Consider the following 24,022-nt stretch of genomic DNA (forward strand, 5'->3'; position numbering starts at 1 on the left):
TACCTTTCATGCACACATCATTGCCCCGAAAAAACGTAACGGACGCCCGCCCGGCTTTTGCTTCTATTTTTCCGCGGTCAGTACTTCTGATCATTTGAACATATTAATCGTCTTCTTAATGGCATCCGTCAACACATCGATTTCCTGATAGGTGTTGTACATGGCAAACGACGCCCGGGCTGTGGCCGGTACGCCATAGCGTTCCATCACCGGCTGCGCACAATGATGACCGGCACGAACCGCCACCCCTTCCGCATCCAGCATCTGACCGATATCGTGCGGATGAACATCGTCCAATACAAATGAAATCAGTCCTGCTTTCTGCTCCGCTTCACCGATAATGCGCAGACCATCGATTTCTTTGAGTTTTGATGTGGCATACATCAGCAGGCCGTGTTCATGCGCCGCGATGGCGCCCACCCCGATTTTATTGACATAATCAATGGCCGCACCGAGGCCGACAACACCGGCGATGTTCGGCGTTCCCGCTTCGAATTTATAAGGCAGATCATTATAGGTTGTACCCTCAAAACTGACCGAGAGAATCATATCGCCGCCGCCCTGATACGGAGGCATGGCATTCAGCAGTTTTTCTTTTCCGTACAGAATCCCCACACCGGTCGGCCCATAGATCTTGTGCCCGGAAAAAACATAAAAATCCGCATCCAGTTCCCGGACATCCACCCGGATATGCGGCACCGCCTGGGCGCCGTCCACCAGCACCGGAACATCCAGTTCATGCGCGGCCTGAATCAGTTCTTTAACCGGATTCACGGAACCCAGCGCATTGGAAACATGGGTAACGCCCAGCAGTACGGTTTTTTCTGAAAGCAGTTTCCGAAACTGCTCCATATCGAGCTCACCCCGGTCGGAAATCGGAACAACCTTCAACGACGCCCCGGTCTGCTCACAGACCATCTGCCATGGCACAATATTGGAATGATGCTCCATATGCGTGATCAGAATTTCATCGCCGGCTTTCAGACGGGGCCGCGCATAGCTCTGAGCAACCAGATTGATAGACTCCGTGGCTCCCCGGGTAAAAATGATTTCATGGACACAGGCTGCATTCAGGAAAGTGCGTATTTTTGCGCGCGCATCATCATACAGATCCGTGGATTCCTGACTCAGCCGGTGTACGCCGCGATGCACATTCGAATAATGGTATTCATACAACTTTTTAACCGCATTGATCACTGCAGCCGGGCGCTGCGCGGAGGCCGCATTGTCGAGATACACCAGCGGTTTGTCCCACACCGTTCTTCCAAGGATCGGAAAATCATTGCGGATCGAAGCAATGTCATACTGTGCTGAGTTGGTCATACCTGAACTTTCTCGAGCCAGGCATAAACCAGCTCTTCAATGTAGGCTTTGGCTTTTTTACACTTCACTTCATCAAGCACTCCGTTGGCAAACGCCAGCACAAGCATGGCATGCCCTTTTTTCGGATCGATGCCGCGGGTCTGCAGATAATAAAGGGCCTGCTCATCCAGTTCACCGACCGTTGCTCCGTGCGTACACTTGACATCGTCGGCATAAATTTCGAGCTGCGGCAGCGTATTGACTTTAGCCTTTCGACTGAGCAGCAGATTGCCGTTATTCTGCACCGCATCCGTTTCCTGAGCATCTTGCTGCACCAGAATCCGGCCGCAGAAAACTCCGCGCGACTGATCATCCAGAATTCCTTTATACAACTGATGACTGTTACACTTCGGCACCGCATGATCCATGAACATATGGGTATCGAAAACCTGGCTGTCTTTCAGCAGATAAAGGCCGTTGCAGATTGCCTCGCCCCCTTCGCCCATCAGTTTTCCGCGAATATCATTCCGTCCCAGGGCGGCCCCGAACGTGACCGCATGGTTGCTGAAAACGGATTCCGTGCCGAGGTGACTTTCCAGCGTCTGAAAATGAAAGGAGGCCTCGCTTTCGCGCTGCACTTTATAGTGATCCACAAATGCCCGGTCCGCAGCAAAGACTTCCGTCACCACGTTGCTCCAGTACTGTTTTCCGGAGCGTCCGATGTATTCCTCAATCACCGTCACCTCTGCATCCTCTCCCGCTGAAATAAAATTGCGCAGGTGAAACGCCGCCCCGTCCACATCCGCCAGATGAACCACATGAATGGCCGCATCAAGCTTGGTGCCGTCTGTGACTTCTATAAAACAGCCGTCTGAAAAATACGCGGTGTTGGATGAAACAAAGGCATTCTTCTGATTCGCCAGCGTGCCGATACGCGAATCAACCAGATCAAGAATCGAACCGATGCAGACGCCATTCGGCAACTCATCAAAATTTGATTTTTCACGGCACAGTTTTCCGTTTTCAAAAACAACCGTGATTTTATCCAGAGCCTGAAATTCGAGATCCGACGGTTTCCAATCACTGGAAAACTCAGCATTCGCGACGCGCGAAACATCGGTGAAACGCCAGAGTTCTTCTTTGGTCGTCGGAAAACCGACTTCCTTAAAGTCCGCCTCGGCTTTTTGTCTAAGTGTTGCGAGGTCCATCATTTCTATTCCTCAACCCAGGATGCATAACCTTCGTTTTCGAGCTCAAACGCAAGGCTTTTATCACCCGATTTCACGATTTTCCCATCAACCAGCACATGCACAAAATCAGGAATAATATAATCAAGCAGACGCTGATAGTGGGTAATTACCAGAAAACCGCGTTCTTCCGAGCGCAGAGCATTCACACCGTCGGAAACAACCCGCAGGGCATCAATATCCAGCCCCGAATCCGTCTCGTCCAGAATACAGAGTTTCGGCTCCAGCATGGCCATCTGGAAAATTTCGTTCCGTTTTTTTTCACCGCCTGAAAAACCGGAGTTGACCGCGCGTTCCAGCAGGTCGCCCCGGATTTTAACCATTTTCTTTTTCTCTTCCACCAGATCAAGGAAATCCATGGCATCCAGCTGGTCCCTGCCCTGGAATTCACGCACGGCATTCACTGCGGCCTTCAGGAAATACATGTTGCTGATACCGGGAATTTCCACCGGATACTGAAACGCCAGAAACATTCCGGCGCGAGCTCGTTCGTGGGCGGAGAGGTCATCAATATCGACGCCGTCGAGCAGTACCGTCCCCGCGGTTTTTTCATAGGCCTCATTGCCGGCAAGCACGTTGGATAACGTGCTTTTCCCGGCACCGTTGGGCCCCATGATGGCGTGAACTTCGCCGGGATTAATGGTAAGATTAAGCCCTTTAATGATCGGCTTTTCGGCAACACTTGCGTGCAGGTCTTTTATTTCGAGTAGTGGCATTGGTTAGTTTTCTCCGTATTGAATCTCTGAATCAGCCGACGGATCCCTCGAGACTGATTCCAAGTAGTTTCTGTGCTTCCACTGCAAATTCCATCGGCAGTTCGCGGAACACCTCTTTACAGAATCCGTTCACAATCATGTTTACAGCTTCTTCGGTATCAAGGCCGCGCTGGTTGCAGTAAAAAATCTGATCTTCCCCGATCTTGGTGGTGGTGGCCTCGTGCTCAACCTGGGCACTCGGATTATTCACATCGATATACGGGAAGGTATGCGCACCGCAACGGTCACCGATCAGCATCGAATCGCACTGCGAAAAGTTGCGTGCATTTTCAGCAGTTTCCTGAATCCTGACCAGACCCCGATAGCTGTTCTGTGCTTTGCCGGCCGAGATCCCTTTAGAGATAATCGTGCTTTTGGTGTTTTTACCGATGTGGATCATTTTGGTGCCGGTATCCGCCTGCTGCATATTATTGGTCACTGCCACCGAATAGAATTCGCCGACGGAATTATCGCCTTTAAGAATACAGCTCGGATATTTCCAGGTGATGGCGGAACCGGTTTCCACCTGCGTCCACGAAATTTTAGAATTGTCACCGCGGCAATGTCCGCGCTTGGTCACAAAGTTATAAATGCCGCCTTTGCCGTCCTTATCGCCCGGATACCAGTTCTGCACGGTCGAATATTTAATGTTGGCATCTTTATGCGCAATGAGCTCAACCACGGCGGCATGCAGCTGATTTTCATCGCGCTGCGGCGCCGTACACCCTTCCAGATAACTGACCGATGCGCCTTCGTCAGCAATCAGCAGTGTACGTTCAAACTGCCCGGTATTGGCCGCATTGATCCGAAAATAGGTGGAAAGTTCCATCGGACATTTCACGCCCGGCGGAACATAGCAGAATGAACCGTCGGAAAATACCGCCGAATTCAGTGTGGCATAATAGTTGTCTTTGTACGGCACCACAGTACCCAGATATTTTTTCACCAGTTCCGGATGCTCGGCCACCGCTTCGGAGAAGGAACAGAAAATAATCCCCATCTCTTCGAGTTTACCTTTAAAGGTCGTCGCCACGGAAACAGAGTCAAAAACAGCATCCACCGCCACAACACCGGCAAGAACCTCCTGCTCTCTCAAAGGAATTCCCAGTTTTTCATAGGTTTCCAGCAATTCCGGATCCACTTCATCAAGACTCTTGGGACCTTCGATTTTCTGTTTCGGCGCGGAATAATAACTCAGCGCCTGGTAGTCGATCGGCGGGAAATCCACTTTTGCCCAGCTCGGCTCTTCCAGCGTCGTCCAGTGATGATAAGCCTTCACGCGCCAGTCCGTCAGCCACTCCGGTTCTTTTTTACGTTTTGAAATTTCGCGCACGATTTCCTCGCTCAGTCCGGGGGGCAGACTGTCGGACTCAATGTCCGTCACGAAACCGTATTTGTAATCCTTGTCGGTCAGCTCATCAAAAGATTTTTCGTCTTCAATTTTCATATCGGCCTAATTTCGTACTATTTTAAACTCAGTCTAAATAAGAGGGTGAATTTATGGAAGTTATTTACATCCGCCGTCGGCCATATCGCCAAGCGTCAATCCGTTCAGCGCACCGAGCACGGCATCGTTAACCCGCTGCCAGCTTGGACTGATCGGACAGTTCCGCTCGCAGCCTTCAGCACTCGAACAGTCTGTGATGGCCACGGGACCTTCAACGGCTTCTATAATTTCAGCGGCGGTAATCTCATCGGCGGATTTGGACAGCGAATAGCCACCCTTACTTCCCTGATGGGATTTCAGAATATGACCCTGCGTCAGAATTTTAAGCACTTTACTTACGGTGGGCAGCGGAATTCCGATTGCGGCGGAAAGATCCTTGGCATTGTGCAGTTGATCTTTCTCCGCTTTGGCCATATGAGCCAGCAGAATAAACCCGTAATCCGTAATTTTCGTAATGCGTAACATGCTAATAAACCTCAAATAGGAGACCTAATTGGTCTTAATTGCCTCGTAACGTAACAGAAGGCCTAAACCGCGCAAGCCTTTATTAACGATAATGGTACTATTTAGACCGGATTTAATTTACGAACCGTAGTCAGAAAACTTCAAACCGCTCAGACGGCACACCAGTCAGGCATCCGGTTTTCACCTTCAGATTTTCTTTAATTTCGCTTCATCCCAGAATCCATCCAGTTGTTTTAAACTGAAATCCCTGAATTCCCTGCCCGCTTCATGAACCCTATCTTCCACATACTGGAAACGGGCAACAAACTTATCAATATTGTGCCGCAGCAGCTCTTCCGGGTTATGGCCCAGATGACGGCTCACATTCACAACCGAAAAAAGCAGATCACCGAGTTCCTCCCGAATACCGGTTTCATTCTCAAGACGGATGGCCTCTTTCAGTTCATCAATCTCTTCATGGAGTTTGGCGAAAACATCGTCCAGCTTATCCCAGTCGAACCCCGCCCGCGCCGCGCGCTTCTGCACCTGATGTGCCTTCTGCAGTGCCGGAAGATGCTTCGGGATACCGGAAACAATCGACACTTTTTTATTTGCATCTTTCTTTTCCTGCTTTTTGATAGCATCCCAGTTTTCAAGCACTTCCCCGGAATCCGACACCGTCACCTCACCGAAAACATGCGGATGTCGACGGATCAGTTTTTCAGAAATCCCGTCCGCTACCTGATGAAACTCAAACTCACCTTCCTCCACAGCAATCTGCGAATGAAATACCACCTGCAGCAACAGGTCGCCCAGCTCTTCTTCGAGCATGGAGGCATCACCGCTCTCAATGGCGTCAAGCACTTCATACGCCTCTTCAATCAGATCGCCTTTGATCGATTCATGCGTCTGTTCCCGATCCCACGGACACCCGTCCGGCGCCCGCAGCTTCCGCATCACCTCAAGTAATCGTTCCAGCGAATCGCCCGCTTTAGCCATCGTACAATCTCCCATTCAAAAAAAAGGCGTTCCAAACACAGGAACGCCTTCAGAATAAATCCGGCTGCTTACATCCGCAGCGTAAGATCAAGCATCACATCCGGCTCTTCATCCGCAAGCGAATCAAGCACCATTTTAGCACCGCTGAAGTCCTGATAAGACGTGAACTCATCCGGAACAGCAATGCAGGCAGCACCGGCAGTCAGCGCGCCTTTGCAGGCCACCTGCGAAGAAACCACGGCCACGAGCGTGGCATGTTCTTTGCCGCACTGCTTCAGCATTTTCAGCCAGTCATCGGCGCGCGGGAATGAATCCTTAACCTCTTCCGGAATCAGCAGCTCAACACCCATTTCATCAAGACCGAGCCGCGCCATCAGGGCTTTTGCATCGGATTCAGGCAGCGCCGTAAAAGCAACCACCGGAATTCCGCGGGCCATGGTGGCCAGGATCAGCTTTTCAAGCCCGGTATCCAGCTCCGCTTCGTTCGCGCAGAAAGCGGACACCTTCTTATCCACTTCAGCAACAGCCTTTTCAATGGCGTCGGCTTTTTTGCCGGCCTGCAGCAGCACAGCCGTAACCGCCGGGCGGTGTAAAGGGGACATCCCCGAACGGGCAAAAGCAATCGGTGTAAGCTCAACACCTTTGGTTCCGACCGCACTCTTGATGGATTCAAATTCAACTTTGCGCGTGGCGGTGGCTACATATTCCAGCTCGAATATAAGGGCGTGTGTCGTGCTGGCTGCTTTTTCTTCGCTCATGAAAGAAACTCCGTTTCGTTTTTAATTATCCGTTTATGGGCTGCGGCGTTCCGGTTGCGAGATCAACGAACCGAAAACCGGTAACCGGCTCCCCCAGGGAGCTTTTTGTAAAAATGAGCGCGTAGTGTATGGAGCTTCACCCCTGGCGTCAACCCCCTATTTTCGGGCCTAAAACCCCCGATCCGCAACAGCCCGGACAATTCCCTTACAATAAGGGTTGCATGCCATGCATCGGACATGGATGATATGCCGAATTTTGGAAAAACAAGATCTCTAAAAGGCGGAATTTCACAGGAAAAACCATGAAAAAAGCGATTATTGCACTTGAGGACGGAACGTGCTTTGAAGGCCGTGCCTTTGCCGGCTCCGGCGAATTTTACGGCGAGCTGGTCTTCAACACCTCCATGACCGGCTACCAGGAAATCCTGACCGATCCCTCCTATCACGGACAGATTATCACCATGACCTACCCGCTGATCGGTAACTACGGCATCAACGATGAAGACGTGGAGTCCCGGGCCATTTTTGCGCAGGGCCTTATCGTCAGTGAATGCTCACGGATTTATTCCAACTGGCGCGCTTCCAAATCCCTCAAGGAATATCTCGAGGAAAACGGAAAAATCGGTATCGATGATGTCGATACCCGCGCCATTACTCTGCACATCCGCGATAAAGGGGCTATGAAGTGCGTCGTTTCCACCGAGGATCTCGATAGAACCAGTCTCATTGAAAAAGCGAAAAAATCCGAAGGTCTGATCGGCCGCGACCTTGCCTCCGAAGTTACCATCGATTCAAAATATGTCTGGCCCGAAGGCGGGAAACCCGATGCCGTTTATAAAGTGGCCGTTATCGACTGCGGCATCAAACGTAACCAGCTGCGCATCCTTGACGACCTCGGTTGCGAATGCACCGTCTATCCGAACAACTGCGATGCCGAAGAAATTCTTTCCGCTAAACCGGACGGCATCTTTGTTTCCAACGGCCCCGGCGATCCTGCCGGCGCACCGGAAACCACCGAACTGGTCGGCAGACTGATCGAATCCAGAGTTCCGATGTTCGGAATCTGCTTCGGCCACCAGATGCTCGGCCGGGCGCTCGGTGCCGATACCTTTAAACTTAAATTCGGCCACCGCGGCGGAAACCAGCCGATTCAGGATCTGCGCACCACCAAAGTGGAAATCGCCTCCCACAACCACGGCTTCTGCATCGATGCCGATACCGTCAATCCAGAGGTCGCCGAAATCACCCACCTCAATCTGAACGATAACACTGTGGCCGGTCTGAAACATAAGCAGCAGCCGCTCTTCTGTGTACAGTATCACCCGGAAGCTGCTCCCGGCCCGCACGACCCGTTCTACCTCTTCGAGGAATTCATCGAATTAATGAAGGAAAATAAATAATGAATCATCCCGAATGGATCGCCATCCTCGATTACGGCTCTCAGGTCACTCAGCTGATTGCCCGCCGCCTGCGCGAGCAGAAAATCTACTGCGAAATTGTCCGCTTCGATACCCCTGCGGAAGAGCTGAAAAAACGCTCGCCTAAAGGCATTATTCTCTCCGGCGGCCCCTGCAGTGTGCCGGATGAAGATTCGCCTAAATGCGACCCCGCGATTTTTGAGCTCGGACTTCCAATCCTCGGAATCTGCTACGGCATGCAGCTCACAGCGCTGACGCTCGGCGGCTCGGTGCACCGCGGCACCAAAGCCGAATACGGCAAGGCTATGATGAACATCACCAAAGACTCGCCGCTCTTTAAAGGACTCGCACCGGACATTCAGGTCTGGATGAGCCACGGCGACAAAGTCGAGTCCATGCCGGAAGGTTTTGAAGTGGTGGCACAGTCCGACAACTGCCCGCTGGCCGCCATCCAGAACCTGGACCGTAAAATCTTCGGGGTGCAGTTCCATCCGGAGGTAGTGCACACCCCGCAGGGCAGAGAGATGCTCTGGAACTTCGCCTTCAAGATCTGCGGATGTTCCGGCGACTGGGAAATGTCGCGGTTTATCGAAAGTACAGTAAAAAGCATTCAGGATCAGGTCGGCGAAGACCATGTTCTGCTCGGCCTTTCCGGCGGTGTGGATTCCTCGGTCGTAGCCGCCCTGCTTCATAAAGCCATTGGCGACCAACTGCACTGCGTGTATGTCGACAACGGCCTGATGCGCTACCGTGAAACCGAAGAAATCGAGGAACTCTTCGGTAACGCCTTCGGTATCGACCTGATTATCGCCCACGCCGGCGATCTGTTCCTCAGCAAACTTAAAGGCGTTTCCGATCCGGAAGAAAAACGGAAAATCATCGGCAATACATTCATTGATGTCTTTGCCGAAAAAGCGCGCGGCCTGAGCGACAAAGTTAAATTTCTCGGCCAGGGTACGCTCTACCCGGACGTCATCGAATCCGTCTCACCGATCGGCGGTCCGTCAGCCACCATTAAGAGCCACCACAATGTGGGCGGTCTGCCGGACGATCTCCAGTTCGAACTGGTGGAACCGCTGCGCGAACTCTTTAAAGATGAAGTCCGCGAAGTCGGCCGGGAACTCGGCCTGCCGAGCTATGTGGTGGACCGTCAGCCCTTCCCGGGCCCGGGCCTTGCTGTTCGCATCATCGGCGACATTACCCCCGAACGCATTGAAATCCTCCAGCAGGCCGACCTTCGCGTCCGCGAAGAAATCATGAAAATGCCGAACCACCTTGATGTCTGGCAGTATTTTGCTGTGCTTCTTCCGATCCAGTCTGTCGGCGTCATGGGCGATGACCGCACCTACGAAAACGTGGTTGCCGTCCGTGCCGTGGAAAGCCGCGACGGCATGACGGCCGACTGGTACAAACTGCCATACGACGTGATGGATTCCATTTCCAACCGAATCATCAACGAAGTGCGTGGCGTGAATCGGGTCTGCTACGACATCAGTTCAAAGCCTCCGTCCACCATTGAATGGGAATAAACCAGAAATGACTTTTTACCTCGCAGAGCCGCAGAGAACGAAGAGTAATGTATTCTGTTTGCCTCAGCGCACTCTGCGCCTCTGCGAGGAATCCTTATTTTAAGCTGTTGAGGAAAATAAAATGCCTAAGAGAGAAGACATCCACCACATTCTGATTATCGGCTCCGGCCCCATCGTCATCGGCCAGGCGTGTGAATTTGACTATTCAGGGACGCAGGCGTGTAAAGCACTCCGCGAAGAGGGATACACCATCTCCCTCATCAATTCCAACCCGGCGACCATTATGACCGATCCGTCGACAGCGGACCGAACCTATATCGAACCGATTACGCCCGAAGCAATCGAAAAAATCATCATCAAAGAAAAACCGGATGCCATTCTTCCAACCCTTGGAGGCCAGACCGCACTGAACGCCGCCATGGAGCTGGTAGAACAGGGTATTCTGGAAAAATACGGCGTGGAAATGATCGGCGCCAAATACGATGCGATCATGCGCGGTGAAGAGCGCGACCTCTTTAAACAGGCCATGGCCGAAGTCGGCATCGAAACCCTGCGCAGCTACGAAGTCCATAATCTTGAAGAAGCCAGAAGAATCGCGACCGAAGAGCTTGATTTTCCGATCATCGTCCGTCCGTCGTTCACGCTGGGCGGAACCGGCGGCGGTTTTGCCAATAATATGGAAGAACTGCTGGCCATTGCTGAAGGCGGACTCAAAGCCTCGCTGACCACCGAAGTCCTGCTCGAAGAGTCGGTGCTCGGCTGGAAAGAGTATGAAATGGAGGTGATGCGTGATAACAAAGACAACTGCGTCATCATCTGTGCGATTGAAAACATGGACCCGATGGGCATTCATACCGGCGACTCGATTACCGTTGCTCCGGCCCAGACACTGACCGACCGCGAATACCAGATGATGCGCGATGCCTCACTGGCTGTGCTGCGCGTGGTCGGCGTTGAAACCGGCGGTTCCAACGTTCAGTTCTGCGTCCATCCGGAAACCGGCCGTCTGGCCGTCATCGAAATGAATCCGCGTGTTTCGCGCTCTTCCGCCCTTGCCTCCAAAGCCACCGGTTTCCCGATTGCCAAACTGGCGGCTAAACTGGCCTGCGGCTACACGCTCGATGAACTGCCGAACGATATCACCAAAGAAACACCGGCCTGCTTCGAGCCATCCATCGACTACGTCGTAACTAAAATTCCGCGCTTTACCTTTGAAAAATTCCCGGCAGCCAACCCGAAACTGGGTCCGAGTATGAAGTCGGTGGGCGAAACCATGGCCATTGGGCGCAACTTCAAAGAGTCGCTTCAAAAAGCGTTCCGATCACTGGAAATCGGTGTCGACGGACTCGACCTCAAAGCCGAAGCCAAGATTGACCAGAGCCGCCTCGACGACTATCTCAATACCACCTGTACCGAACGTACAATTGCCATTAAATCAGGGCTTAAAAAAGGATACTCGATTGAAAAAATCCAGCAAATGACCAAACTCGACCCCTGGTTCATTGATCAGATTCTACAGCTGGTTGAAATTGAAAAACAGTTGCAGAATGCCGAAGAGCTGGATTACGATCTGATGAAAACCGCAAAGAAAAACGGCTTCTCCGATGAGCAGATCGGCGCCCTGCGCGGCGTCTCCGGAAATGAGATCCGTGCCCTGCGCAAAGAGCTGGGCCTGATTCCGGTGTACAGTCTGGTGGATACCTGCGCCGGGGAATTTGCGGCGTCTACCCCCTATTTTTATTCGACCTATGGCGGTCAACTGGATGAAACCCGTAAAACCGATAAGAAAAGCGTAATCGTACTCGGCTCCGGTCCGAACCGGATCGGCCAGGGAATTGAGTTCGACTATTCCTGCGTTCACACCGTCAAGGCACTGCGCGAAATGGGCTATGAAGCGATCATGGTCAACTCCAACCCGGAGACCGTTTCAACCGACTACGATACCTCCGACAAGCTCTACTTCGAACCGCTCACTTTCGAGGATGTCATGAACATCTACGAAGCGGAACAGCCGATCGGCATGATTGTACAGATGGGCGGTCAGACACCGCTCAACCTCGCGGACCGTTTGCTGGAAGCCGGCGTTCCGATCCTTGGAACATCACCGAAGTCTATCGCGGCGGCTGAAGATCGCGAACAGTTCCGTCAGCTGCTGGACAAGCTTGAGCTTAAACAGCCGGAATCCGCGACGGCAACCACTCTGGAAGAGGCCAAAGCTATTGCCGAAAAAATCGGTCTTCCGGTTATGATCCGTCCCTCCTTCGTACTCGGCGGCCGCGCCATGATGGTGGCTTATGAGGAAGAGGAACTTGAACCCTTCGTTCAGGCTGCTTTTGATGCCAGTCCCGACTTCCCGGTATTGATTGACCGTTTCCTTGAACATGCGATCGAGGTGGATGTTGATCTGGTTTGCGACGGCACTGATGTGTATGTCGGTGGCGTAATGGAACATGTGGAAGAAGCGGGGATTCACTCCGGCGACTCAGCCTGCTCAATCCCTCCATATACGCTTTCTGACGAGATGGTTGCCCGCATTAAAGAGGCGTGTACCGCCATGGCTATGGAGATCGGTGTCAAAGGCCTGATGAATGCGCAGATTGCAGTAAAAGACAATGAATTCTACATCATCGAAGTCAACCCGCGTGCATCCCGTACGGTGCCGTATGTGTCGAAAGCGACCAACGTTCCGATGGCAAAGCTGGCAACACAAATCGCGATGGGGAAAACGCTCAAGGAACTCGGCATGGTCGGTTTTGAACCTAAAGTTGAATGGTATGCCGTGAAGGAAGCCGTATTCCCATTCAACCGTTTTGCCGGCGTCGATCCTATTCTCGGCCCGGAAATGAAATCCACCGGCGAAGTGATGGGCATTGATTCCAACTTCGAACTGGCCTTCTGGAAGGCGCAGGTAGCCGCCGGACAGGTACTTCCTGCAGAAGGAGCGGTTTTCCTGAGTGCCAAAGATCGCGACAAAGACTGGATCGTTGCCGTGGGTCGGGAATTTTCCGAACTCGGCTTCAGCCTTGTGGCCACCGAAGGTACCGCACAGGCACTTCACAATGCCGGCCTGGAAGTAAAACTGACACACAAGCTCAGTGAAGACGGGAAAAATGTCATCGATCTGATGAAAGAAAACGGGGTGCAGCTCCTGATTAATACACCTAGCGGACCGGTTGCACGGGTAGACGAAATCAATATTCGTTCCGAAGCCATTCTGCGCGGCCTGCCGATCGTCACCACCCGCTCCGGCGCGGAAGCCTCCGTCAAGGCGATTAAATACATCAAGGAAAATGACTGGGATGTGCGGTCCATTCAGGATTACCACACCTGATCCTACACCTTTTTATTTGATCGCAGTTCCCGCATAACAGCGGGAAGCTATTTTCAAAAGGATAGTTTTGAACACGAGACTCCGGAACCGGGTCGGAAATAATAACAAAAGCAGAGGGTTTTCTTTCTCCTTTTCCCTCTGTTGAAGGCGATCGCTAACCACGGTCGCCTCTTTTGTCCCCACAGATCCGGAAAAGACCGCACTCAGATCAGTGACAGGGCTGCTTTCATAACCTGCTCGGGGGTGATGGAGGCGAGCGCTTCCATTGCCGCTTCGGAATTCCGGGCAATATCGCGGGATCTGACACTGCTGTTCTGAACCACCCTGAACTTCCGGGCCAACGGACCGGTTTTTTCCGGATCGGTGATGCCGTAAATGCCCACTACCGGGGTGTCGACCGCTGCGGCGAGATGCATGCCGCCGCTGTCGTTTGCCACGGCCAGCGTCGCGTTTTTCAACAAGGCTGCCCATTCTTTAAGGCTGGTTTTTCCTGCCACGCTTATGGTTCGGTCCCCCAGTTTTTCAACCAGTTCTTCACAGGCATCGGCATCACCGCCGCCGCCGGCAAAAACAATCCTGAAGCGGGTTTCATTAAGAAACCGTCGCGCAAGTTCTTCGAAATGCTCCAACGGCCACATTTTGGACGCTCCCCGCGCGGCTCCCGGCATAAGCACCACATAGTTTCCACGTTCCGGAAATTTATTTTCCAGGGACAGGAATGCTTCTTCGGGGATGTTGAGCTGCGGAAGCTCCTTCACCAAATCAACCGAATCCGGTGCAACAATCGGGAAATATTCATTCGACTGATGGCCGCCGGGCACCGGCACCACCTGAGTGAGCATTAACCGCCGATGATCCCCCCGAAATCCGATTCGTTGAGGCACTCCCGCGAGCATAGGAAGAAGTGCCGATCGGAATGAATTCGGCAGAATACAAGCCTTTTCAAATCCGTAGTCCCGTATAGCCCGAATGGTCCCACTCATTGAATCGAGTGTTAAAATCTGATCCGGAACCGCGTGCATCTCCCAGAACGGTTTCAGATAAGGCTTCACGAGAATTCCGATGTGCGCATCCGGATGTTCCTGCCTGCACGCCTGTATTGCCGGCATACTCATAATGGCATCGCCGATCCAGTTCAGTCCGACAATAAGAATGCGTTCAGCCATTAGTCATCCCGCGGAGTTTTAAAACAGATACGCATAATCCAGTCCATAAACTCTTCTTCGCCCGAAAGCATCTCAATCTCAACGCGCATATAATGGATCGGAATATCGCGGCGTTCCACAAACGGAAAACGCACCGCATCTTTTTCGGTCGTCAAAATAGCTTCTGCGCCGTGTTTTGCACTCCAGTTGATCGTATTGATAATTTCCTGCTGCGAAAAACGATGGTGGTCGGCAAACCGGCGGGTATAAACAATCTCCGCCCCGAATGCCTCCAGAGCACTCTCAAAACTTTCCGGAACCGCAATGGCCGAAACCGCCGCCACTTTCAGCCCTTTAAGTCGTTCCAGCGGATAAGTGGTATCGCCGAAAACATCCTTCAGGTATTTGGCCGCATGACGACATTCCGAAATTTCAGCAACCGGATTAAGACGGCGCAGCTGCTCTTTAAGTTCGGGAGCGCCGCCGTCATTACATTTGGTAATGAAAATAAAACCCGCGCGTTTGATATTACGCATCGGTTCACGGAGAAGACCGCGCGGCAGCAAATGACCGTAGCCGAACGGATTGGTACTGTCGACCAGCGCAATATCCAGCCGATGCCCGACCTTCAGATACTGGAAACCGTCATCGAGAATCAAGGTATCACAGCCCAGCTCACGGATAGCATATTTACCGGCTTTTACACGGTCCTTATCCACCACCACCGCCACTTCCGGAAGATTTGTTGCCAGCATGTATGGCTCATCCCCGGCCGTCCAGGAATCGAGCAGGAGGCGTTTTCCGTCGGAAACAACCCGCGGCGGTGTTTCAATTTTTCCGGTCGTGATCCGCTGGATCATCTTATCCCTGAACGAAGCTTCCTTACTTTTATAACCGCGGCTCAGAATCGCCACTTTGCGTCCCTGCTGCTGCAGATTACGGGCAAACACCTCCACCACCGGCGTTTTGCCGGTTCCGCCCACGGTTAAATTGCCCACAGAAATCACCTGACATCCCAGCGTATTCCCACGAATAATCCGGTGTTTGTAAAGCAGAATCCGCGTCTGAACAATCAAGGCAAACAGCCACGAAAACGTCGCCATGATAACACGAAGAAGTGCTGGCCATTTGCCCACGGCCGAACCATCAATTACCGATAGTAGATACGTTTCGAGCTGTTCAGATTTTCGCTTATGCGCCATGAAAAAGAAAATGGGTTAAAAAAAATAGAGGTTCACTATACCTTTACCAATATTTTCTTCAAGACCGGACACAAAAAACCACACCCGTACTTCCGCTTGAATATGTACAATCGTTCAGTTTAAATTCGGATCACAGAAATAAAAAATGACTGCTGAATCCCCCATCATAAACCGATCTTTTCCGCAAGCCCTTCTCCATGTGGATGCCGATGCCTTTTTTACGTCGGTGGAACAGGCCATGCATCCCCATCTGAAAGGCCGGCCGGTCGTCACCGGAAAAGAACGCGGAATTATCGCCTGCGCCAGCTACGAAGCCAAGGCTCTCGGCATTCGCCGCGGAATCAGTCTCGGCGAAGCCCGTAAAATATATCCCGATCTCGTCATACTGCCGAGCGACTATGAAAGCTACAGCATCTATTCCAAGCGTCTTTTTGAAATCATGCGGCGTTTCACGCCGGAAGTTGAGGAATACTCTATTGATGAAGCTTTTGCCGACATCACCGGGCTGAGGCGCTACCACCGCATGTCCTATCCCGAAATTGCCCGGAAAATGCAGCACAGCATTCAGACCGAACTCGACCTTGGCATCTCCGTTGGCCTCAGCCTTTCCAAAGGGTTATGCAAAATCGCCTCGGACTACAGAAAACCGAAGGGCCTTACCGTAGTGCAGGGACGGCATATCCATATTTTCCTAAAACGTATTCCGCTTGAAGAAGTCTGGGGATTCGGCCGGAATACAGTGCAACTGCTGCGGAAACACGGTCTGAAAACCGCCTATGATTTTGTTCAACGGCCGGAAAACTGGGCTAAGAAAATGCTCGGAAAACCCGGAGTCGAAATCTGGCACGAACTGCGCGGCGTTAATCTGCTGCCGGTAACCCCCCACCCCAAACCAGCCAATGTGAGTCTCGGAAAAGGAAAAACCTTCACCGTTCCGTCAGCCGACAAAGCCTTCATCTATGCCAAACTTGTACGCAATGCGGAATCGGCCCTGATCCGGCTGCGGCGCCACAAACAGCGTACCAAAGTAATTCACATTACCCTTCGCCTGAAAAACTTCCATGAATTCAGCCTCGGTGCCCGGCTCAACCGTGCAACCGATTCCACTCAGGAAGTCCTGCCCATGGTTAAACAGCTGTTCGAAAAAATCTACCGCCCCGGCTATGAATACCGAAGCACTCAGATCTGTCTGACTCACCTCGAATCCGCCGAAAACACCCAGTTCGATCTGTTTGAAAACCGCCTCGAAATTGACCGCTTTGAAAAACTCTCTAAAACCATCGATGAAATAAACGCGCGTTTCGGAAAACACAAGGTGCACACCGGAACAGCATTAAAACTCAACGATGCGCCGAAAAACGACCGTGCCGAGCTCCCCTGGCGCAAAATGCATCTGCTTCCCGGAGAAACCGCACGCCAGCGTCTGTACCTTCCACTGCTCAACATCAAGGTATAACAGCAGAAAACGCGCACCCGAAACGGGCACGCGTTTTGTACAGCATCTGGAAATCCGCTTAAATATTCAGCGCTTTTTTCAGCGCATCCACCTTGTCGGTTTTCTCCCAGGGGAACTGGCCTCGTCCGAAATGCCCGTAGGCCGCCGATTCACGATAACTCCAGCCCTTCGGATACATCAGATCCAGATCCGCAATCAGCGCACTCGGGCGGAAATCAAAAATCTCGCCGCTTTTGAGCACCGTTTCAATTTTATGATCATCCACCCTTCCGGTTCCATAGGTATCCACATTGATACTCAGCGGTTCCGGAACACCGATGGCATAGGCGACCTGAATTTCACATTTTTCAGCCAGTCCGGCCGCCACAATATTTTTCGCGGCATAGCGGGAATAATAGGCTGCTGAACGGTCCACCTTGGATGGATCTTTACCGGAAAAAGCACCGCCGCCATGACTGCCGACACCACCATAGGTATCCACAATGATCTTACGACCGGTCAACCCGGCATCACCGTGCGGTCCGCCGATTACAAATTTTCCGGTCGGATTGATAAAATATTCCGTATCTTCTTTGAGCAGTCCTGTCGGTTCCAGCACTGCTTTGCAAACCTTGATCAGATCGTCACGAATCGTTTCCAACGGCACATCGTCGGTCTGATGCGAAATTACCACCGTTTCAATGGAAACCGGCTTCCCTCCCTGATACTGAACAGAAACCTGCGATTTGGAATCGGGACGCAGATAGGGAATCGTTCCCGCCTTACGGATTTTCTGCAATTCGTCGAGCAGACGATGACTGAACGCAATCGGCGCAGGCATCAGTTCATCCGTTTCATTGCAGGCATAGCCGAACATCATGCCCTGGTCGCCGGCACCCTGCTCGGAAAAAAGACCTTCGCCTTCAGTTACCCCTTGGGAAATATCGGGCGACTGACCGTGCAGCCGGTTGATGTATTCAAACGTTTTATCACAGAATTCAAGCTCTTCGCGATCGTAACCGATTTCACGGCACACTTCGCGGGCAATCGCCTCCGGATCGACATTATCCCATCCCGCACACGTAATTTCGCCGGCATTGACTACCAGATTCGTGGTTGTGAGTGTTTCGCAGGCTACGCGGCTTTTGGCGTCCTGCGCAAGGCATGCATCAAGAATGGCATCTGAAATCTGGTCACATACTTTGTCCGGATGTCCCTCGGAAACGGACTCGGATGTAAAAACGTGATCTACGCGGATTTTACTCATTTTCTAAACCTCTATTCGTTTATTCGGATTAATGAATATAGTTGCCGAATTTAGCGGAGCTCCTGCGGGATATCGATATAATTTTATAGGAAATCCCCTTTTGCCGTAGAAAGCTTGATCCCCGTCGCTTCCCCTCCTACTCTTCAGTACTGGAAAACAACTATGCACGAATTTACAGAAAACGACCTCATCAACTTTCTGCCTCAGTTCGAAACCTTCGTCGGGATTGACTCCGACGGATGTGTTTTTGACACCATGGATACCAAACAGAAGGATTTCTTCCATCCCCACATCATCAGAAACTGGGGTCTGGAAGCCATCGAGACCGAAGTGCGTGCCGCAGCGGAATTCACCTTTCTCTATTCCTGCTACCGCGGACTGAACCGCTTCCTCGGACTCTGCAGAACCTTCGAACTGCTGCTCGACTGGCCGCAGGCCTGCAATAAAGCCGCCATTCCCGATCCCGCCGATCTGCGCGCCTACTGCGACTCCGGCCTGCCGCTCAGCAACGCCACCTGTAAAGCGGAAGCGGAACGGACCGGCAGCGAACTGCTCGCCCAGGCGCATCGCTGGAGCATTGAATTAAATAAAGATATTGATGCCAACATGCCTGATCCGCCTGCATTCGAAGGAGCGGAAGATGCACTCAAACAGATTCAGAAAAATTCCGATGCCGTGGTCATGTCCCAGACCCAGGCCGTTGCACTCCTCAAGGACTGGCACCGCGATAACCTGGCCCGATATGTCCGGGTAATTGCCGGACCGGAAATCGGATCCAAAGTGGACTGCTTCACCATGGCCGCCGCCGAACGCTATCCTGAAAAAGCCATTCTGATGATCGGCGACGCCACCGGCGACCTGACCACCGCGCAGACCCTCGGCTGCTGTTTTTATCCGATTATTCCCGGTCAGGAGATCGAAAGCTGGCAGCGGTTTATCAACGAAGCGTACGCCCGTTTTCTCGACGGGAGTTTTTCCGACGACTATCAGAAACAGCTCATTCACGAATTCAAAGCGAAACTTCCGGAAACACCGCCATGGAAATAGATAAACTCGAATCCCTGCTTACCCGGTTTAAAAACGGCGAAACGGATATGGCCTCCATCCTGTCCTCGCTGAAAGACCTTCCGTTCGAGGATATGGGTTTTGCCAAAATCGACCATCACCGTGCGCTCCGCACCGGCTACCCGGAAGTGGTGTTCTGCCAGGGAAAAACCCACGAACAGGTGGAACAGATTTTTCAGTCCCTGGAAAAACGTAATGACAATATTCTGCTGACCCGTGCCGAACCGGAGCTTTTCCAACGCCTGGAAAAAATCAATCCGCATCTGCGTTACAACGAACTCGGACGAACCATCGTTCTGGAAAATACAGAAAAAGAAAAAACCGGCAGTGTGCTGATCATTTCAGCCGGAACCGCGGACATCCCGGTGGCGGAAGAAGCCTATGAAACCGCCTCCATTTCCGGAGCCTGCGTGGAACGGATCTACGACGCCGGCGTGGCGGGCATTCACCGCCTGCTGGCCCACAACGGAAAAATCCAGCAGGCCCGCGCCATCGTCTGCGTGGCCGGCATGGAAGGCGCGCTGCCCTCCGTCGTCGGCGGTCTCGCCCCCTGTCCGGTCATTGCCGTCCCCACCTCCGTCGGCTACGGCTCCCACCTTAACGGCCTTGCACCGCTCTTTACGATGCTCAATTCCTGCGCACCCAACATAACCGTCGTTAACATCGACAACGGCTTCGGTGCAGGCTTTAATGCCGCCATGGTCAATGCCTTGAAATAGCGATCTGTCTTGATTGTTGCTCCCGGTTTGGAGATATTGCGCCCTTTCTAAAATAAGGAGCAATTTATGATTAAGGCATGTGACCTCAAAAAACAGCACGTAATCGACATCGACGGCGCACCGCACACCGTCGAAAATATCGCCCAGCAATCGCCCACAGCCCGCGGCGGCGGCACCATTTATAAAGTTCGGTTCCGCAACGTCTCCACCAAAAACAAGGTCGACATGACCTATCGCGCCGACGATGCCCTGCAGGAAACATCCTTCGAGACCCAGGAAGTTTCCTACGACTATAAAAACGGCGACCGCTACGCCTTCATGGACCTGGAAACCTACGAATCCTTCGAACTGACTGAAGAGGATATTGAAGACATTCTTCCCTTCCTCATTGAAGGCATGGAAGGCATCACCGCCCTCATTTCCGAAGGCCGTATTCTGACCCTGCGCATGCCCGACACCATCGAAATGGAAATTGTCGAATGCCCCCCGGCCATGAAAGGCGCCTCCGCCACCTCACGCACCAAACCGGCAACCATGCCGACCGGTCTCGTTATCCAGGTGCCGGAATACATCGAACCCGGTGAAGTCATCAAGATTGACACCAAAGAACGCAAATTCCTCTCCCGTGCTTAACCTGTAATTTCCCGCAGAGCGCACAGAGAATAATGAAAAAAGCTGTGCGCTCTGTCTCTCAGCACAGCGGGCGGTAAAAAATGTCCTCTCCCAGTCCCACTTTAATTCTGGCCCCGATGCGCGGCATCACCACCATGCACTACCGTCGCGCATTTGTCCGCCATTTCCGGGGACTGGATATCGAGATGGCTCCATTCATCCCGACGGTTAACGCCGAACGCATCAATCCGAAACTGCTCAAAGATGTTCTTCCCGAAAACCAGTCCGGACTGCCCATGATCCCGCAGGTCATCGGCAACAATGCCGACGATTTTGTGCAGATGAATATCGCCCTGGCCGACCTCGGCTACACCGAAGTCAACTGGAATCTGGGCTGCCCCCACAAACCCATACGCAAAAAACGCCGGGGCTCCGGCCTTCTGCCTCATCCTGATACCGTCGACATCATTCTCAACGAAGTTTGCGAACGCAGCCCGGTAAGCGTATCAGTGAAAGTACGGCTCGGCGTTTCCGATAAATCAGAACTGCTGCAACTGATTCCCGTACTCAATCAATTTCCGCTCAATGAAGTCATTATCCATCCCCGCACGGCCGAACAGATGTACGAGGGCCACGTCGACCTCGACGCCTTCGAACAGGCTTTCCAGGCGCTGGAACACCCCGTTTGCTACAACGGCGACATCAACGATCCGGCGTTTTTCCAATCCCTGAAAAAACGATTTCCGACGATTCAGCGCTATATGCTCGGCCGCGGACTGCTCGCCAATCCCTTCCTCTGCGAACAGATTAAAGAAGATCCGATTTCACACATTATAATGTATGAAAAACATATTTCCAGAATCCGGGATTTTCATGATGACCTTGTTTCACAATACGAATCCGCATTGCATGGTGATCATCCTGTACTTGGAAAAATGAAAGAATTCTGGAGCTATCAGGCCACCCATCTCTCCAACGGCCGAAAGATGTTCAAAAAGCTTAAAAAAGCACAGAAGCTCAATACCTATAAAGCGATCGTTTCCGAATTCCTCGCCGATGCGGAATGGCAGGCCTGAAAAACCGGTATTGAGAGAGGCACGCGGCTCTCCTCCAAATATGGAGAAGAAGGCAAATTTATTTCCCGACTTTCGCGCGCTCTTCAGCAATAACCTGATTGCAGATTTCGACGCATTCATCGCAGATCGCCACATTCTGTTCTGTGGCCGCCACAATAACATCGGCCTCATCTTCAGACCTTCCGCAGAATGAACAGTTCATAACAATCTCCAGCAACAAAAAAAGCCGCATATGCGGCTTGAAAATGGTGGCTGAGGAGGGACTTGAACCCCCGACACGCGGATTATGATTCCGCTGCTCTGACCAACTGAGCTACTCAGCCATCGGCGATAAGAGGTGAGGAAGATAGTTAAACACCCCGGCCTTGGCAAGGCCATTTCTCAAACTTTTTTTCGGCGGGTTTACTGCGTCTTAAAATCGATGGAAAAAAGAAGAAAACACCTCAATACCGGAACCTCTGCACACGTGCTTAAACAGTCCGGGCAGCCGGCCGGTTCATCCCGCTGAACCACAGCCGATGCCCGGACGGCACACAGGACGGTTGGAATAAAAATGTACATTTCACACCCCCTGCCTATGGTTATTTTTCTTTCGACCAAAAGCTCTTCTTTTCCGCTCCGCTGATAACGCCGTCTCCGTTTACATCGATTTGCCGGAACGTATCGATCACAGCGTCCTGATTCCATACCCAGCCATTGGATTCCCATTTGATTTTTTCGCGGGCAATATACTGCTCCAGAGTGGAATCGCCTTTTTTGAGTTTAACGCCAGGCGATGCTGATTCAGCAGTATTCGGCAGATCCGTAATATGCGTCGGAGGTACGAGAAGCGGGGCGCCGACAGCAGGCACAAAATCACGATCAAAATTCGGCATATTGAACTTTGCCCATGCATCGCGCTGACCGGCAGCATGGAAAAAGAGCGGTTCCGCATGTGAATCCCCCCACTTCTCCGCCATTTTCACCATTTCCTGTACCCGTTCCGGATACTGCGACGCCAGATCGTTGGTTTCACCCGGATCTTCCGTGATGTTGTAAAGACGCCACGGCTGATTGCCGTATTTTGTAACCTTCCAGTCATCGCGGCGGGCCGCAATATCGGTGTAGGAACTGCGATGCCGGGCTGCAAAAATCATTTCCCCTTTTCTGGGATTTTCATTGGTTTTCAATGCCTGGAAAATATTTTCCCCATCCAGCTCCTTGCCCGCCGGAATCCGCCCGCCGGCCAGGGCCGCAAAGGTGGGATAGAAATCCAGCGACGAAACCGGAAAGTCCACTTTCCCTGCCGGAATTTTACCGGGCCAATGCCACATCATCGGCACACGGTAACCACCCTCCCAGGTATCCCCCTTGCGTCCGCGCAACGGTTTGTTCGAAGCACCTAACGACGGTTTCCCACCGTTATCGCTCAGAAAAATAATCAGTGTATCTTCAAACTGATCATTTTTTTTAAGCGTTTCCACAATGCGTTCAATTCCCCGGTCAACGGCATACACCATGGCCGCATAGGTCCGCCGTTTCGGATTTAAGATATCCGAAAAAACAGCGAGATCCTCCGGCGTGGCTTCCATTGGCGCATGCGGTGCGTTATAGGCCAGATAGAGAAAGAAAGGTTCTTTTTTATCGGCGGCTTCATTGAGAAAGCGGACAGCTTCCCCGGTCAGTTCATCGGTGAGATACCCTTTTCCTTGTACCGCTTTTCCATTGTGTTCCAACGGATGAAGATATTCATTAATCCGTTCAACGCCTCTTTTTTTCTGCCGCTGGTACGCCGGTTCATATTTTTCAGGAAAATACTGATGTCCACCGCCGACAAATCCATAAAAATCATCAAAACCGCGTGCGTTCGGATGCGCATAGTCGGCCGTACCCAGATGCCACTTTCCAATTGCTCCGGTAAAGTAACCCGCCTTCCGGAGCACTTCACTGATCAACGTCTCCTCGATCGGAACACCGAGATCGTCATATTCCGTCAGTCCCTCCTGATACGGCGGATGATTGAACTGGCCGCCATATTCATGCGGATAACGACCGGTCATCAATCCCATACGGCTCGGGCCGCAGAACGGATGAGCAACATAGGCCGAAGTGCAGATTGTACCGGCGTCGGCAAGCCGGTCAAGATGCGGAGTTTTGATGTCTTCGGCCCCGTTGAATCCGACGTCGGCATAACCCAGATCATCGCACATGATCACCAGAATATTCGGGCGCGGTGCAGCCCATGCGGTTCCTGTAAACAGCAGACAGATAAACAATACTTTGAGATTCATG

At 52.1% G+C, this 24,022-nt stretch carries 20 protein-coding genes and 1 tRNA gene; 8 read left to right on the forward strand and 13 right to left on the reverse strand.

What is annotated here, in order from left to right; translation table 11 throughout:
• Positions 1 to 90: 90 nt before the first annotated feature.
• From EGM51_05990 to EGM51_06020, 7 genes are all read right to left on the reverse strand, one after another.
• Positions 91 to 1,323, reverse strand: coding sequence for a cysteine desulfurase (locus EGM51_05990; protein ID QBG46965.1), 1,233 nt, complete (start codon positions 1,321 to 1,323; stop codon positions 91 to 93).
• Entirely contained in the window at positions 1,320 to 2,513 is a 1,194-nt protein-coding gene (sufD, locus tag EGM51_05995; protein ID QBG46966.1) for a Fe-S cluster assembly protein SufD, read from the reverse strand. Before sufD ends, EGM51_05990 begins: the two co-directional genes overlap by 4 nt.
• 2 nt (positions 2,514 to 2,515) lie before the next feature.
• Positions 2,516 to 3,265: a Fe-S cluster assembly ATPase SufC gene (gene sufC, locus EGM51_06000; GenBank protein ID QBG46967.1), complete on the reverse strand. Its 750-nt coding sequence runs from the start codon at positions 3,263 to 3,265 to the stop codon at positions 2,516 to 2,518.
• Positions 3,266 to 3,296: 31 nt separating this feature from the next.
• Positions 3,297 to 4,751: a Fe-S cluster assembly protein SufB gene (gene sufB, locus EGM51_06005; protein QBG46968.1), complete on the reverse strand. Its 1,455-nt coding sequence runs from the start codon at positions 4,749 to 4,751 to the stop codon at positions 3,297 to 3,299.
• Positions 4,752 to 4,811: 60 nt separating this feature from the next.
• Positions 4,812 to 5,216 carry an SUF system Fe-S cluster assembly regulator gene (locus EGM51_06010; protein ID QBG46969.1) on the reverse strand — a complete coding sequence of 135 codons (405 nt, stop codon included), beginning with the start codon at positions 5,214 to 5,216 and terminating at the stop codon, positions 4,812 to 4,814.
• Between the two features lie 186 nt (positions 5,217 to 5,402).
• On the reverse strand, positions 5,403 to 6,194 hold the full coding sequence (locus tag EGM51_06015) for a nucleoside triphosphate pyrophosphohydrolase (protein ID QBG46970.1): 792 nt from the start codon (positions 6,192 to 6,194) through the stop codon (positions 5,403 to 5,405).
• A gap of 68 nt (positions 6,195 to 6,262) precedes the next feature.
• Positions 6,263 to 6,952 (reverse strand): hypothetical protein, encoded by a 690-nt coding sequence (locus tag EGM51_06020; GenBank protein QBG46971.1) that lies wholly within the window; start codon positions 6,950 to 6,952, stop codon positions 6,263 to 6,265.
• Between the two features lie 302 nt (positions 6,953 to 7,254).
• On the opposite strand from EGM51_06020, the gene carA reads away from it, so the two are divergent.
• The 3 genes from carA (at position 7,255) to carB (ending at position 13,230) form a co-directional block, all read left to right on the forward strand.
• A complete protein-coding gene (gene carA / locus EGM51_06025; protein QBG46972.1) occupies positions 7,255 to 8,352 on the forward strand; it encodes a carbamoyl-phosphate synthase small subunit in 1,098 nt (365 codons plus the stop codon).
• On the forward strand, positions 8,352 to 9,899 hold the full coding sequence (gene guaA, locus EGM51_06030) for a glutamine-hydrolyzing GMP synthase (GenBank protein QBG46973.1): 1,548 nt from the start codon (positions 8,352 to 8,354) through the stop codon (positions 9,897 to 9,899). Before carA ends, guaA begins: the two co-directional genes overlap by 1 nt.
• A 121-nt stretch (positions 9,900 to 10,020) precedes the next feature.
• Positions 10,021 to 13,230 (forward strand): carbamoyl-phosphate synthase large subunit, encoded by a 3,210-nt coding sequence (gene carB, locus EGM51_06035; protein ID QBG46974.1) that lies wholly within the window; start codon positions 10,021 to 10,023, stop codon positions 13,228 to 13,230.
• A 203-nt stretch (positions 13,231 to 13,433) separates the two neighbouring features.
• On the opposite strand, the gene waaF is transcribed toward carB, so the two are convergent.
• On the reverse strand, positions 13,434 to 14,396 hold the full coding sequence (gene waaF, locus EGM51_06040; protein ID QBG46975.1) for a lipopolysaccharide heptosyltransferase II: 963 nt from the start codon (positions 14,394 to 14,396) through the stop codon (positions 13,434 to 13,436).
• Positions 14,396 to 15,577: a tetraacyldisaccharide 4'-kinase gene (gene lpxK / locus EGM51_06045; GenBank protein ID QBG46976.1), complete on the reverse strand. Its 1,182-nt coding sequence runs from the start codon at positions 15,575 to 15,577 to the stop codon at positions 14,396 to 14,398. The genes waaF and lpxK overlap by 1 nt, the downstream gene beginning before the upstream one ends.
• A 145-nt stretch (positions 15,578 to 15,722) precedes the next feature.
• Here lpxK and EGM51_06050 point away from each other — a divergent pair, with 145 nt between their 5' ends.
• Entirely contained in the window at positions 15,723 to 17,033 is a 1,311-nt protein-coding gene (locus tag EGM51_06050) for a DNA polymerase IV (GenBank protein ID QBG46977.1), read from the forward strand.
• 58 nt (positions 17,034 to 17,091) lie between these two features.
• On the opposite strand, the gene EGM51_06055 is transcribed toward EGM51_06050, so the two are convergent.
• Positions 17,092 to 18,279 (reverse strand): methionine adenosyltransferase, encoded by a 1,188-nt coding sequence (locus EGM51_06055; protein QBG46978.1) that lies wholly within the window; start codon positions 18,277 to 18,279, stop codon positions 17,092 to 17,094.
• Between the two features lie 162 nt (positions 18,280 to 18,441).
• Between EGM51_06055 and EGM51_06060 the strand changes: the two genes are divergently transcribed.
• The 4 genes from EGM51_06060 to EGM51_06075 all read left to right on the forward strand — a co-directional run bounded on the left by EGM51_06060 (position 18,442) and on the right by EGM51_06075 (position 21,751).
• Positions 18,442 to 19,326: an HAD family hydrolase gene (locus EGM51_06060; protein ID QBG46979.1), complete on the forward strand. Its 885-nt coding sequence runs from the start codon at positions 18,442 to 18,444 to the stop codon at positions 19,324 to 19,326.
• Positions 19,317 to 20,063, forward strand: coding sequence for a nickel pincer cofactor biosynthesis protein LarB (larB, locus tag EGM51_06065; GenBank protein QBG46980.1), 747 nt, complete (start codon positions 19,317 to 19,319; stop codon positions 20,061 to 20,063). The genes EGM51_06060 and larB overlap by 10 nt, the downstream gene beginning before the upstream one ends.
• Before the next feature lie 66 nt (positions 20,064 to 20,129).
• Positions 20,130 to 20,696 (forward strand): elongation factor P-like protein YeiP, encoded by a 567-nt coding sequence (gene yeiP / locus EGM51_06070; GenBank protein ID QBG46981.1) that lies wholly within the window; start codon positions 20,130 to 20,132, stop codon positions 20,694 to 20,696.
• Between the two features lie 80 nt (positions 20,697 to 20,776).
• Positions 20,777 to 21,751, forward strand: coding sequence for a tRNA-dihydrouridine synthase family protein (locus EGM51_06075; GenBank protein ID QBG46982.1), 975 nt, complete (start codon positions 20,777 to 20,779; stop codon positions 21,749 to 21,751).
• Positions 21,752 to 21,809: 58 nt separating this feature from the next.
• Here EGM51_06075 and EGM51_06080 read toward each other — a convergent pair whose 3' ends face one another.
• The 3 genes from EGM51_06080 to EGM51_06090 all read right to left on the reverse strand — a co-directional run bounded on the left by EGM51_06080 (position 21,810) and on the right by EGM51_06090 (position 24,021).
• Positions 21,810 to 21,983: a hypothetical protein gene (locus EGM51_06080; GenBank protein ID QBG46983.1), complete on the reverse strand. Its 174-nt coding sequence runs from the start codon at positions 21,981 to 21,983 to the stop codon at positions 21,810 to 21,812.
• Between the two features lie 14 nt (positions 21,984 to 21,997).
• Positions 21,998 to 22,074: transfer RNA gene (locus tag EGM51_06085), tRNA-Met, on the reverse strand.
• A 258-nt stretch (positions 22,075 to 22,332) separates the two neighbouring features.
• The gene (locus tag EGM51_06090) at positions 22,333 to 24,021 is read right to left on the reverse strand and encodes a sulfatase (protein ID QBG46984.1); all 1,689 of its coding nucleotides are present in this window, start codon (positions 24,019 to 24,021) and stop codon (positions 22,333 to 22,335) included.
• Between the last annotated feature and the right edge of the window lies 1 nt (position 24,022).

The organism is Verrucomicrobia bacterium S94 (genome assembly GCA_004299845.1).
Lineage (GTDB): Bacteria > Verrucomicrobiota > Kiritimatiellia > Kiritimatiellales > Pontiellaceae > Pontiella.

Coding starts and splice junctions, on each gene's coding strand:
- EGM51_05990 (QBG46965.1), bottom strand. CDS start 1,323: ATGACCAACTCAGCACAGTATGACATTGCTTCGATCCGCAATGATTTT.
- lpxK (QBG46976.1), bottom strand. CDS start 15,577: ATGGCGCATAAGCGAAAATCTGAACAGCTCGAAACGTATCTACTATCG.
- yeiP (QBG46981.1), top strand. CDS start 20,130: ATGATTAAGGCATGTGACCTCAAAAAACAGCACGTAATCGACATCGAC.
- sufD (QBG46966.1), bottom strand. CDS start 2,513: ATGATGGACCTCGCAACACTTAGACAAAAAGCCGAGGCGGACTTTAAG.
- EGM51_06055 (QBG46978.1), bottom strand. CDS start 18,279: ATGAGTAAAATCCGCGTAGATCACGTTTTTACATCCGAGTCCGTTTCC.
- EGM51_06075 (QBG46982.1), top strand. CDS start 20,777: ATGTCCTCTCCCAGTCCCACTTTAATTCTGGCCCCGATGCGCGGCATC.
- waaF (QBG46975.1), bottom strand. CDS start 14,396: ATGGCTGAACGCATTCTTATTGTCGGACTGAACTGGATCGGCGATGCC.
- larB (QBG46980.1), top strand. CDS start 19,317: ATGGAAATAGATAAACTCGAATCCCTGCTTACCCGGTTTAAAAACGGC.
- sufC (QBG46967.1), bottom strand. CDS start 3,265: ATGCCACTACTCGAAATAAAAGACCTGCACGCAAGTGTTGCCGAAAAG.
- carA (QBG46972.1), top strand. CDS start 7,255: ATGAAAAAAGCGATTATTGCACTTGAGGACGGAACGTGCTTTGAAGGC.
- EGM51_06090 (QBG46984.1), bottom strand. CDS start 24,021: ATGAATCTCAAAGTATTGTTTATCTGTCTGCTGTTTACAGGAACCGCA.
- EGM51_06020 (QBG46971.1), bottom strand. CDS start 6,952: ATGAGCGAAGAAAAAGCAGCCAGCACGACACACGCCCTTATATTCGAG.
- EGM51_06050 (QBG46977.1), top strand. CDS start 15,723: ATGACTGCTGAATCCCCCATCATAAACCGATCTTTTCCGCAAGCCCTT.
- EGM51_06015 (QBG46970.1), bottom strand. CDS start 6,194: ATGGCTAAAGCGGGCGATTCGCTGGAACGATTACTTGAGGTGATGCGG.
- EGM51_06080 (QBG46983.1), bottom strand. CDS start 21,983: ATGCGGCTTTTTTTGTTGCTGGAGATTGTTATGAACTGTTCATTCTGC.
- EGM51_06060 (QBG46979.1), top strand. CDS start 18,442: ATGCACGAATTTACAGAAAACGACCTCATCAACTTTCTGCCTCAGTTC.
- carB (QBG46974.1), top strand. CDS start 10,021: ATGCCTAAGAGAGAAGACATCCACCACATTCTGATTATCGGCTCCGGC.
- sufB (QBG46968.1), bottom strand. CDS start 4,751: ATGAAAATTGAAGACGAAAAATCTTTTGATGAGCTGACCGACAAGGAT.
- EGM51_06010 (QBG46969.1), bottom strand. CDS start 5,216: ATGTTACGCATTACGAAAATTACGGATTACGGGTTTATTCTGCTGGCT.
- guaA (QBG46973.1), top strand. CDS start 8,352: ATGAATCATCCCGAATGGATCGCCATCCTCGATTACGGCTCTCAGGTC.